At 72.7% G+C, this 11,600-nt stretch carries 11 protein-coding genes; 7 read left to right on the top strand and 4 right to left on the bottom strand.

All coding sequences use genetic code 11. The features are described from left to right. Both AC13HU_RS03260 and AC13HU_RS03255 read right to left on the bottom strand, forming a co-directional pair. Positions 1 to 837 (bottom strand): acyl-CoA thioester hydrolase/BAAT C-terminal domain-containing protein (locus AC13HU_RS03260; RefSeq protein WP_483040173.1); only part of this gene is annotated, 837 nt, incomplete at its 3' end. After that, a complete protein-coding gene (locus AC13HU_RS03255; protein WP_483040172.1) occupies positions 834 to 1,400 on the bottom strand; it encodes a sugar O-acetyltransferase in 567 nt (188 codons plus the stop codon). The genes AC13HU_RS03260 and AC13HU_RS03255, both read right to left, overlap by 4 nt. 126 nt (positions 1,401 to 1,526) lie before the next feature. Between AC13HU_RS03255 and AC13HU_RS03250 the strand changes: the two genes are divergently transcribed. Continuing rightward, on the top strand, positions 1,527 to 2,147 hold the full coding sequence (locus tag AC13HU_RS03250; RefSeq protein ID WP_483040171.1) for a glyoxalase: 621 nt from the start codon (positions 1,527 to 1,529) through the stop codon (positions 2,145 to 2,147). 190 nt (positions 2,148 to 2,337) lie between these two features. Here the strand turns inward: AC13HU_RS03250 and AC13HU_RS03245 are convergent, their stop codons facing one another. Both AC13HU_RS03245 and AC13HU_RS03240 read right to left on the bottom strand, forming a co-directional pair. After that, on the bottom strand, positions 2,338 to 2,715 hold the full coding sequence (locus AC13HU_RS03245) for a DUF427 domain-containing protein (protein ID WP_483040170.1): 378 nt from the start codon (positions 2,713 to 2,715) through the stop codon (positions 2,338 to 2,340). A 60-nt stretch (positions 2,716 to 2,775) separates the two neighbouring features. Beyond that, complete coding sequence (locus tag AC13HU_RS03240) at positions 2,776 to 4,812, bottom strand: GTP-binding protein (protein WP_483040169.1); 2,037 nt, start codon at positions 4,810 to 4,812, stop codon at positions 2,776 to 2,778. A 407-nt stretch (positions 4,813 to 5,219) separates the two neighbouring features. Here AC13HU_RS03240 and AC13HU_RS03235 point away from each other — a divergent pair, with 407 nt between their 5' ends. The 6 genes from AC13HU_RS03235 (at position 5,220) to AC13HU_RS03210 (ending at position 11,598) form a co-directional block, all read left to right on the top strand. After that, positions 5,220 to 5,966 carry a FadR/GntR family transcriptional regulator gene (locus tag AC13HU_RS03235; protein ID WP_483040168.1) on the top strand — a complete coding sequence of 249 codons (747 nt, stop codon included), beginning with the start codon at positions 5,220 to 5,222 and terminating at the stop codon, positions 5,964 to 5,966. A gap of 560 nt (positions 5,967 to 6,526) precedes the next feature. After that, entirely contained in the window at positions 6,527 to 7,969 is a 1,443-nt protein-coding gene (locus AC13HU_RS03230; RefSeq protein WP_483040176.1) for an amino acid permease, read from the top strand. Continuing rightward, on the top strand, positions 7,966 to 9,324 hold the full coding sequence (locus AC13HU_RS03225) for a glutamine synthetase family protein (protein ID WP_483040167.1): 1,359 nt from the start codon (positions 7,966 to 7,968) through the stop codon (positions 9,322 to 9,324). The genes AC13HU_RS03230 and AC13HU_RS03225 overlap by 4 nt, the downstream gene beginning before the upstream one ends. Next, positions 9,321 to 10,031, top strand: coding sequence for a gamma-glutamyl-gamma-aminobutyrate hydrolase family protein (locus tag AC13HU_RS03220; RefSeq protein ID WP_483040166.1), 711 nt, complete (start codon positions 9,321 to 9,323; stop codon positions 10,029 to 10,031). The genes AC13HU_RS03225 and AC13HU_RS03220 overlap by 4 nt, the downstream gene beginning before the upstream one ends. Then, positions 10,028 to 10,198: a hypothetical protein gene (locus AC13HU_RS03215; RefSeq protein WP_483040165.1), complete on the top strand. Its 171-nt coding sequence runs from the start codon at positions 10,028 to 10,030 to the stop codon at positions 10,196 to 10,198. The genes AC13HU_RS03220 and AC13HU_RS03215 overlap by 4 nt, the downstream gene beginning before the upstream one ends. After that, positions 10,198 to 11,598: an aldehyde dehydrogenase family protein gene (locus tag AC13HU_RS03210; protein ID WP_483040164.1), complete on the top strand. Its 1,401-nt coding sequence runs from the start codon at positions 10,198 to 10,200 to the stop codon at positions 11,596 to 11,598. Before AC13HU_RS03215 ends, AC13HU_RS03210 begins: the two co-directional genes overlap by 1 nt. The last annotated feature ends 2 nt before the right edge of the window (positions 11,599 to 11,600 follow it).

The following is an 11,600-nucleotide window of genomic DNA, read 5'->3' as shown; positions in this document are numbered from 1 at the left end:
CCCCAGCAGGGCGTCGGCGTGCGGCGTGCCGCCGTACGCGTAGTGCGGGGAGGCGGGGACGGGGCGCTCGCCGGGGAGGATCGGGCGGTGACCCGCGTCCTTCCGGGTGATCAGGCGCACCGCGGCCCCTGCCGAGCGGCGGCGCGCGGCGAGTTGCGCGGCGAAGGGCAGGGAGGGCCACATCGCGTCGTCGCCGCCTGCGACGAGGAGCACGTCGGCCCGCGCGCGCTCCACCGGGATGTCGGCCGCCGGAAGCAGGTGCCGATACGTACGCTCGCTGAGTTCGTACCAGCCCCTGACCGCGACGGGGCCCGAACTCGCCTCGGGGCGCGCCCAGTTGTCGTCCATCGGGACGAACGGCAGCGAGCGCCCCCGCCAGGTCCAGGACGAGCGGTACGGCTGCTGCCGACCGTCCGCGCCGGGACCGACGTTGCACCAGACCCGCGAGGTCGGCGACAGTGCGACGACCACGTCCACCCGGGGTTCGTGTACGGCGGTGAGCAGCGCCGCCTCGGCGCCCTTGGACAGGCCCAGGACACCGATGCGCCGCGCGCCGCCGGCCCGGAGCAGGCCGACGGCCGCGGTGAACGTCTCCAGCGGGACCTCGCAGATGCCCGGCGGCTGCCCCGGACCGCCGAACCAGCGGAACGCCAGGGCCTGCATGCCCTGCCGGGCGAGGACGCGGGCCCGCTCCCGCTGGACACGCCCGCCGGAACCGCCCAGCACCACGACACCGACCTCGCTGCCGCCGCGCGGGCCGACCAGCACACCCTCGTACGGATCGGTCAGCTCCCGCTCGTCGATGTCCACGCGCGGGCGACCCGCGTCCCGGCTCACGCCTCGGCGGTGGTGGCCAGGCGGCGGATCACCCGGGCCGGGCTGCCCACCGCCAGCACGCCGGAGGGGAGGTCCTTGGTGACGACGGAGCCGGCGCCGACCACGGTGTTCGCGCCGATGGTGACGCCGGGGCAGACGATCACGCCGCCGCCGAGCCAGACGTTGTCGCCGATGGTGATCGGCAGCGCCTTCTCCCATCCGGCGCGGCGCCGCTCGGTGTCCAACTCATGTGTGGGCGTGAGCAGTTGGACGTTGGGGCCGATCTGCACGTCGGCGCCGACAGTGATCGGGGCCGCGTCGAGGAAGACCGCGTTGAAGTTGACGAAGGTACGCGCCCCGATGGTGATGTAGCTGCCGTAGTCGCACTGGAACGGCGGGCGGATGCCCACCCCTTCGCCGACGGAACCGAGCATCTCGCGCAGCGCCTCCTGCCGCTGCTCGGGGTCGGTCGCCGTGTTGAACACCCGGCACAGCTCCTCGCGCCGCCGCGTGTCCGCGCCCAACTCCTCGTCGTCGGCGATGTACCACTCGCCCGCCAGCATCAGCTTCTTGTTCTCACCCATGGCCCCAAGTCTGCCCGCACCCGGCCCCGGCGATCCACGGGCGGGGGACACCCGGCTGCGGCCGAATGGAGCAGACCGGTCAGGCATCGAGAAGCGATTGTCAGTGGCCGCACATAGGTTCTGATCATGACTTCCATCGAATCCGTAATCATCGAGGCGGAGGACCCCGCCGCCGCCGAGAAGTTCTACGCCACCGCCTTCGGTCTGGGCGACCGCGTCCGCGTACGGGCCGCCGAGGCGCCTACGAGCGGCTTCCGGGGGTTCACGCTGTCGCTCACGGTGGCGCGGCCGGCCACCGTGAACGGTTTCCTCGACGCCGCGATCGACGCCGGCGCCACGGCGGTGAAGCCGGCCGCCAAGTCGTTCTGGGGCTACGCCGGTGTCGTGCGGGCCCCCGACGGGTCGCTGTGGAAGGTGGCGACCTCGGAGAAGAAGGACAAGGGCCCGGCCACCCGCGATGTCGACCAGTTCGTGCTCCTGCTGGGCGTCGAGGACATGGCGGCGACCAAGGCGTTCTACGTCGAGCACGGCCTGACCGTCGGCAAGAGCTACGGCCGCAAGTACGTCGAGTTCGCGGCGCCGTCGAGCCCGGTCAAGCTGGCGCTGTACGCCCGCCGCGGCCTCGCCAAGGACGCCGGTGTCGCCCCCGACGGCACCGGATCGCACCGCCTCGCCGTCGTCGGCGGCGACCGCGGCACCTTCACCGACCCCGAAGGCTTCGCCTGGGAGCAGGCCGGCTCGCACTGAAGCGGCAGGCCGGACCGGGTCGGCCACCCGGAGCGCTCCACGTATTCGGGGACAAGCGCCGCCGAAGCGGGGGTACGGCGTACGACTCCCCGACCGTCGTAGCCCGGCCCCGCTCAGCACACGCGTCCGGGCCGGGCACCGCGCAGCAGGGAGATCAGAGGTCGTCGACCGCCGAGGGGGCGGCGTCCGCTCAGGCGTCCTGAAGCTGCTCGACCTCGACGTGCTTCGGGTAGAACGCCACGTGCCCGGCGATCGCGCCGACCGCGTCGTACGGCTCGCGGTAGGTCCACACGGCGTCGGCGATCGCGCCGTCGCCGGTGACCAGCGAGTAGTACGACGCGTCGCCCTTGTACGGGCAGTACGTGCTGCTGTCGGTGGGCGTCAGCGCGTCCGCGGCCACGTCGGCGAGCGGGATGTACTGGACTGCGGGGTAGTCGGCCTCCTGGAGGGTGAGGGCATCGGTGGTGTCGGCGACGACCTTGCCGCCGGCGCGCACCACGACACGGGCTGCGGTCGGCTCGATGGTGATGGGGTGATCGGGGCCGGGCGTCTTGACGGGGCGTGCCATGAGGACTCCAGAACTCCAGACGGGTGGGCCGGTCTTCTCCTACGTGACAACCCCGGGCGGTCAGCCGCCATTCCCGCCGAACCCGGACAGCCGGCGCTGCACCTGGAGCAGGTACGCCCGGCGGTTGAGCGGGTTGTGGTCGGTGCGCGGCCGCTCGGGCACCCGGCCGGTGACCGGCTGGTAGTGGTGGAAGGCGCTCTCCAGGGCCCCTTCGCCGCGGGTCAGAGTGGGCAGTTGCTGCTCCAGGTCGTGCACCCGGGCGGCGGGGATGTCGCCCTCCAGCTCGTATCCGCCGTCGCGCGCGGCCGGGGTACGGGGCAGGGCGCCGAGCCGGGCGAGCGCGGGCAGCATCGTGCCCAGGGCGTCGGCGGGCAGGTCGAGCCGGAAGCGGTGCATCGGCTCGTGCACGGTGGTGCCCGCCTGCCGCAGCGCCGCCATCAGCACCAGCGGGGTCAGCCCGCGGAAGTCCGCGCCGGTGCTGGACATGCTCTTGTCGAACGTGGCGTGGGCGTGGCTCTGCCGCGGGCTGTAGCCGGAGTGCGTCATGGTGACCACGCAGTCGGTGACCCGCCAGCCGTGCAGCCCCTGCTCCAGCGTCTGGCGCACGGTGTCCTCGACCGCGGCGAAGAACGCGTACGGCATCGCGCCCAGCTCCACCCCGAGCTGGAACCGGACCCCGCTGCCGACCGGTGCGGGTTCGACCCGCAGGCCGACCGTGGCCAGGAACGGGTTGCCGTCCTTCGCGTTGTACTCGACGGCGGCGCCGGTGCCGACCGGGCGTTCGATGTGGATGGTGGTGGTCTGCCGGAAGTCGACGGCGAGCCCGAACTCGTCGGCCAACGTGACCTGGATGACCTCCTTTTGTACCTCGCCGTAGAGCGACACCGCGATCTCCTGGCGCTGTTCGTCCCGACGCAGGTTGATCAACGGGTCCTGCTCGGCGAGTTGGGACAGCGCGGCGTGCAGCGCGCCGCGCTCGGCGGAGTGCCGGGCGGTGACGACGGTCTCCAGGGACGGCGGCGAGAAGTGGCGGTGCTCCTCGGGTCCGGCGGGCGGCGCGCCGACGGTGTCACCGATCCGTACGTCGCCCAGGCCCCAGACCCGGGCGATCCGGCCGGCCGGGACGCCGTCCCGCCGGGTGTCGGTGCCCGCGTCGAAGACGCTGATCGCGGTGACCTTGCCCTCACCGACCTGGCTGCCGCCACGGTGCACCGGCAGCCGGTCGCGAGTGCGTACGGTGCCGGCGGCCACCCGTACGTAGGCGATCCGCTCGCCGGCCGGGCCGCGTTCCATCTTGAAGACGGTGCCGGCCGCCGGCGCGTCCGGGTCGGGGCGCCGGGCGGGCAGCAGTTCGGCGATGCCGGCGATCAGCGCGTCGGTGCCGGCGCCGGTGACGGCGGAGCCCGCGTACACCGGGTGCACGTCGGCGGCGGCGGTCTGCTCGGCGAGCGCGGCACGCAGCCGAGCGTGGTCGACAGCCGCCTCGTCGTGGACGTAGGCCGCGAGCAGCCGGTCGTCGCGGCGGGCCAGCAGGTCGGCCAGCCGGGCGTCGAAGCGGGGGTCGGCCGCGGTGTACGGCAGCGCGGCGGCCCGCCGCGTGCCCTGGTCGCGGGCAGCGGCCATCGGGACGATGTCGGGGGTGAGGCGGTGTGCGACGGCGTCGAGGGTCCGGTCGAGGTCGGCGCCGCGCCGGTCGAGCTTGTTGACGAAGATCAGCGTGGGGATGCGCAGCCGGCGCAGGGTGCGCATCAGGATGCGGGTCTGCGGCTGGACGCCCTCGACCGCGGAGACCACCAGCACGGCCCCGTCGAGCACGCCGAGCACCCGCTCCACCTCGGCGATGAAGTCGGGGTGGCCGGGGGTGTCGATCAGGTTGACGTCGGTGCCGCCGAGCGCGCCGGGCAGCGTGAACGACACCACGGCCGACTTGATGGTGATGCCGCGCTGTTTCTCCAGCGCGAGGGAGTCCGTGGTGGTGCTGCCCTGGTCGACGCTGCCGATCTCGTCGATGACACCGGCGGCGTACAGCAGCCGTTCGGTCAGGCTGGTCTTACCGGCGTCGATGTGCGCCAGGATGCCGAGGTTGAGCGATTGCACGAAGCGTCATGTCCTCAAGTTCGGGGATGTTTCCTGCCTGAGCGGGCATGACGGAACCGCGCATGATCATTACTCCTCGGGTCGGTGCCAGGTTTCTGTTACCGGCCGATCACAGCAGAGCCGCCCGGCGGCGGCAACGGGTTTTCGCGGCGTCGCGGGCCCCCGTCCGCGGCGCGGCTCACCGACCCGTACCGCTCCCGCCGCCGGCACCGCCCAGCAGCCCAGCGGCGCAGCGGCGACGTCCTCCGCTCGGACGGCGCCCTGCGCCCGGCCCGCCTTCCGCCCGCTTTACAGGGTCGGCGTCAATGGCCCGTAAAAGATCCATTACGGTCACGGAGCCCGCGGACGCAGGTCCCGCCTGCGGCGGGCGGTTCCGGGGGTGCGCCGGGTGGGCGGACAATGGACACATGAGCGAGATGCCCGAGCCGGCCGGTGCCGGCACGCTGAGCGGTGCCGCGTTCTTCCGGCCCGTGCGGGCCGGCAACGCTTTTGAGGAGACGGTCGAGCGGCTGCTCCAGGTGATCAAGCTCGGGGTGGTCGCACACGGAGAACGGCTGCCCCCGCAAAGGGAGTTGGCCGAGCGCTTCAATATCAGCCGGGTGACGCTGCGGGAGGCGCTGGGCTCGCTGGAGCAGGCCGGTTACGTGGAATCGCGGCGTGGCCGTACCGGCGGGACCTTCGTACTGCACCGGGCCGGCGCCCAGGACGGCGGCCCGTTGGGACGGATGGCCGAGCGCGCGCCGGACGAGTTGGAGGACACGCTCGCCTACCGCCGGGCGCTGGAGATCGGCGCGGCGGAGCTCGCCGCGAGCCGCACGCTCAGCCCCGAGGAGCGCCGCCACCTCGACAACCGGCTGCGGGACACGCAGAGTTGCGACGCGGTCGACTACCGGCAGATGGACTCGCGGTTCCACCTGGCGATCGCCGAGCTGAGCGGTTCACGGTCACTGGCGGCGAGCATCGCCGACACCCGGATGCGGCTCAACGACCTGCTCAACGCGATCCCGCTGCTGGAGCGGAACATCGAGCACTCCCAGGCGCAGCACGCCCGGATCGTGGCGGCGATCCTCGGCGGCGACCCGGCCACGGCCCGCCGGGCGGCCGAGGAACACCTCGCCGCCACCGCGTCGCTGCTGCGCGGCTTCCTCGGCTGAGCGCGCGGCGCGAAGTCGCCGTACCCACGCGAGGCCGCATCGCCGTACACAGCAGAGCCGCCGCACCCACGCGAAGCCGCACCGCCGTACGCGCGCGTGCGCCGCCGCCGTACCCACCCGCGGGACACGGCACCGTACCCCCGCGAGGCCGCATCGCCGTACCCACGTCGGCGTCGCACGCGCTCACCCGCAGGCCCCTGCGCCGTGCGCACCCGCACCCCCCGGCGCGTTCTGGTCGTTCAATACCCGTCACGTACAAGGCTCTTGACGGCGCACTTGGCGAAGTGAGACCGTCTCCCACCTAATGGACCAGCTTCATTCCATTAACCAGCTCGGGAGATGCCCCGGCCGCACCCGCGGTGCTCCGACCACGCCAACCTCCCCAGAAGGCGCCCATGTCTGCTCCCCGCCCAACAGACGACACCGCCGACAACCCGCCGGACCCGGTCTCCCCCACCACCGGTGCCGCCGACACCCCCAAAGTCCCTGACGCCGCCACCCGCACCTCCGACGAGCAGCGGCTGCTCGAACTCGGCTACGTCCAGGAGTTGGCCCGCTCCATGTCGGGCTTCTCCAACTTCGCCGTCTCCTTCTCCATCGTCTCGATCCTCTCCGGCTGCCTCACCCTCTACGGCTTCGGCATGAACACCGGCGGGCCCGCGCTCATCACCTGGGGCTGGCCGGTCGTCGGGCTGATGACGCTGTGCGTGGGCCTGTCCATGGCCGAGATCTGCTCCAGCTACCCGACCGCCGGCGGCCTGTACTACTGGGCGGCGAATCTGGCCCCCTCCAGGGCGCCGGCTTGGAGCTGGTTCACCGGCTGGTTCAACTTCCTCGGCCAGGTCGCCGTCACCGCGGGCATCGACTACGGCGCCGCCACCTTCCTCAACGCCCTGCTGGACCTCCAGTTCGGCCTGTCGGCGACGCCCGCCCACACCATGGAGATCTTCGCGGTGATCCTCCTGGCGCACGGCCTGCTCAACACCCTGGGCGTGCGGCTGGTCGCGCTCTTCAACGACGTCAGCGTCTGGTGGCACCTGCTCGGCGTGCTGGTCATCGTCGGCGTGCTGGTGTTCGTGCCCGACCACCACTCCTCCGCGTCGTTCGTCTTCGGCAGGTTCGTCAACGACACCGGCTTCCACAACCCGTTCTACGTCGCGATGCTCGGCCTGCTGCTGGCGCAGTACACCCTCACCGGCTACGACGCCTCCGCGCACATGACCGAGGAGACGCACGACGCCGCCCGCTCCGGGCCGCGCGGCATCGTCAACGCGATCGTGGTCTCGCTGGTCGCCGGCTGGATCCTGCTGCTCGGCCTCACCTTCGCCATCCAGAACTACGACGGCGAGCGGACCAGCAGCAGCGGGGTGCCGCCGGCCCAGATCTTCATCGACGCCATCGGGCACACCGGCGCCAAGCTCCTGCTGCTGATCGTGATCGGCGCCCAGTTCTTCTGCGGGATGGCCTCGGTCACCGCCAACTCCCGGATGATCTACGCGTTCTCGCGGGACGGGGCGCTGCCCGGGTCGCGGCTGTGGCACCGGATCAACCCGCGCACCCAGACGCCGACCAGCGCCGTGTGGCTGGCCGCGGGCGGCGCCTTCCTGCTCGGCCTGCCGGCGCTGTGGAACTCCACCGCCTACGCCGCCGTCACCTCCGTCTCGGTGATCGGCCTCTACATCGCCTACGTCATCCCGGTGTATCTCAGACTCCGGCAGGGCGACACGTTCGCACGCGGACCGTGGCATCTGGGGCGCTGGAGCCGGCTGATCGGTACCGTGGCGGTGGGCTGGACCGGGCTGATCACGGTGCTGTTCATGCTCCCCACCGTCAGCCCGATCACCGCCCTCAGCTTCAACTACACCCCGGTCGCGGTGGCCGTCGTGCTGGGCTTCGCGGGGGTGTGGTGGCTGGTCTCGGCCCGGCGCTGGTTCACCGGCCCCCGGGTGCAGAGCAGCCTCCAGGAGTCCGACCTCGGCGCAAGCGATCTGGAGACCAGTTGAGCAGCAGCCGCCTCACCTTCGACGAACTGCGCGAGCGCATCGCGGTCGGCGCGGTCGACACCGTCGTCCTGGCGATGACCGACATGCAAGGCCGCCTCCAGGGCAAGCGGGTGGCGGCCGACTTCTTCCTTTCCGACGTGGTGCCGAACGCGGCCGACGGCTGCGGCTACCTGCTGGCCGTCGACGTCGACATGAACACCGTCGACGGCTACGACATCTCCTCCTGGGAGGCCGGCTACGGCGACCTCGTGCTCGCGCCGGACCTCGCCACCCTGCGGATGGTGCCCTGGCATCCGGCGACCGCGATGGTGCAGTGCGACGTCACCCACCACGACGGCACCGCGGTCGGCGTCTCCCCCCGGCAGGTCCTGCGTCGCCAACTCGACCGCCTCGCCGAGCGCGGCTGGTACGCCTACGCGGGCACGGAGCTGGAGTTCATCGCCTTCCGCGACACCTACGAGCAGGCATGGCAGCAGGACTACCACCGGCTGACCCCGGTCAACCAGTACAACGTCGACTACTCCATCCTCGGCACCTCCCGGATCGAGCCGCTGCTGCGCCGGATCCGCAACGGGATGGCCGGCGCGGGCCTGACCGTGGAGTCCGCAAAGGGCGAGTGCAACCCCGGACAGCACGAGATCGCCTTCAAGTACGGCCCCGCGCTTGCCACTTGTGACGACCACACGGTGTACAAGACCGGCGCGAAGGAGATCGCCGCGCAGGACGGCGTAAGCCTCACCTTCATGGCCAAGTACGACGAGCGGGAGGGCAACTCCTGCCATATCCACCTGAGTCTGCGCGACGACGCGGGCCGGCCGGTGATGGCGGGCGACCGCCCGCACGGCTTCTCGACGGTGATGGAGCACTTCCTGGCCGGTCAACTCGCCTGCCTGGCCGACTTCGCGCTGCTGCTCGCCCCGAACGTCAACTCCTACAAGCGCTACGTCGAGGGCAGCTTCGCGCCCACCGCGATCGCCTGGGGCCGCGACAACCGCACCTGCGCGCTGCGGGTGGTCGGCCACGGACCGTCGCTGCGGTTCGAGAACCGGGTGCCGGGCGGCGACGTCAACCCGTATCTGGCGGTGGCCGCGCTCGTCGCCGCCGGGCTGTACGGCGTCGAGCACGAGCTGCCGCTGGAACCGGAGTTCACCGGCAACGCCTACGCGTCCCAGGCCCCCCGGGTCCCGGCCACCCTGCGCGACGCGGTCGACGCCTTCGAGCGCAGCGACCCCGCCGCGTCGGCCTTCGGCGCGGACGTGGTCCGCCACTACGCACACGCCGGCCGCACCGAACTGGCCGCCTACGACCGGGCGGTGACCGACTGGGAACGGCGCCGCGGATTCGAGCGGCTGTGACGCGCCGCCCGCTGGTCGGCATCACCAGCTACCTGGACGAGGCCGCCTGGGGCGTCTGGCGGCAGCCCGCCGCCCTCCTCCCGCACACCTACGTCGAGGCCGTCACCCGCGCGGGCGCCACCGCGGTCGTACTGCCGCCGCAGGCCGACGGGGCCGGCGACGTGCTCGGCCGGCTCGACGGGCTGCTGCTCGCGGGCGGGCCCGACGTGGACCCGGCGCGGTACGGCGCGCCGGCGCACCCGCGCACGGGACGGCCCCACGAGGCCCGCGACGCCTGGGAGTTCGGCCTGCTGTCCGGCGCGCTCGACCGGGCCCTGCCGGTGCTCGCGGTGTGCCGCGGGATGCAGGTGCTCAACGTCGCCCTCGGCGGCACGCTGGTCCAGCACCTGCCGGACCGGGTCGGCGACAGCGCCCACCAGCCGGCCCCCGCGACGTTCGGGCGGCGGACCGTACGGACCAGGCCGGGCAGCTTCCTGCACGGCGCCCTCGGCGACTCCGCGGTGGTGTCCTGCTACCACCACCAGGCGGTCGGCGCCCTCGGGACGGGGCTGCTGCCCACCGCCTGGAGCGAGGACGAGACCGTCGAGGCGCTCGAACTGCCCGGCCCCGGCTTCGTCGTCGGCGTCCAGTGGCACCCGGAGGCGGGCGCGGCCGATCCGCGCCTTTTCAACGCATACGTGGCGGCGGTCCGGGGAAGCATGCGGTGAGCACGGCGCCCCCGGCCGCCCGCACGGCGAACCGTATCGACCGCACCGCCGACCGGACCGGACCGGACCGGACCGCCGACCGTACCCGTCGCACCGCCGGCACAGCGCGCGCCCGCGCCCGCGGCGCGAACCGTACCGATCGCTCCCAGGACAGGGTGGACACCTGATGCCCCAACCGCACACCTCCGCGCCGGACTCGGCTGCCCAGCCGTGGCCGGTGGTGAACCCGGCCACGGAGGAGACCATCACCACCGTGCCGATGGCCGACCTGGCCGGGACGGACGCGGTGATCGCCCGCAGCCGCGCCGCGTTCGCGACGTGGCGCCGGGTGGCCCCGGCCGACCGGGCCCGGCTGCTGCGCGCGTTCGCCGCCGCCGTGGACGCCGACCGCGCGCACCTGGCCGACCTGGAGGTCGCCAACTCCGGCCACACGCTGGGCAATGCGCAGTGGGAGGCGGCCAACGTCCGCGACGTGATCGAGTACTACGCCGCCGCGCCCGAACGCCAGTCCGGCCGCCAGATCCCGGTGGCCGGGGGCCTGGACGTCACCTTCCACGAGCCGCTCGGCGTGGTCGGCGTCATCGTGCCGTGGAACGTCCCGATGCCGATCGCCGCGTGGGCGCTGGCCCCCGCGCTGGCGGCGGGCAACACGGTGGTGCTCAAGCCGGCGGAGCTGACCCCGCTGACCGCGCTGCGGCTGGGCCGGCTGGCCCTGGAGGCGGGCCTGCCGCCGGGGGTGCTGGAGGTGCTGCCCGGCCGGGGCGACGTCGTCGGGCGGCGCTTCGTCACCCACCCGGACGTCAGCAAGGTCGTCTTCACCGGCTCCACCCGGGTCGGCAAGGAGATCATGGCCGGCTGCGCGGCACAGGTGAAGCCGGTGACGCTGGAGTTGGGCGGGAAGAGCGCCAACATCGTCTTCGCGGACGCGGACTTGGCGAAGGCCGCCGCGACCGCGCCGTCCGCCGTCTTCGACAACGCCGGGCAGGACTGCTGCGCGCGGTCGCGGATTCTCGTCCAGCGCTCGGTGTTCGACGACTTCATGGCGCGGCTGGAGCCGGCGGTGAAGGCGGTACAAGTCGGCGACCCGGCCGATCCGGCCACCGGGATGGGGCCGTTGATCTCCGCCGCGCGGCGCGCCGCGGTCGCCGCATACGTGCCCGACGACGCCCCGGTCGCCTTCCGCGGCACCGCCCCGGACGGGCCGGGCTTCTGGTTCCCGCCGACCGTGCTGGCGCCGGTGCGGCCCGACGACCCCGCGTTCACCGAGGAGATCTTCGGACCGGTGGTGAGCGTGGTCCCGTTCACCGACGAGGAGGACGCCGTACGCATCGCCAACGACACGCCGTACGGCCTGTCGGGGTCGATCTGGACCCGCGACGTCGGGCGGGCGATCCGGGTGGCGCGCGCCGTCGACGCGGGCAACCTGTCGGTCAACTCGCACTCGTCGGTGCGCTATTCGACGCCGTTCGGCGGATTCAAGCAGTCCGGTCTCGGCCGCGAGCTGGGCCCGGACGCACTCGACGCCTTCACCGAGACCAAGAACGTATTCATCGCCACGGAGGACTGAGG

Source organism: Streptomyces sp. NH27 (assembly GCF_056859195.1).
This window is presented reverse-complemented; position numbering and strand designations above follow the sequence as displayed.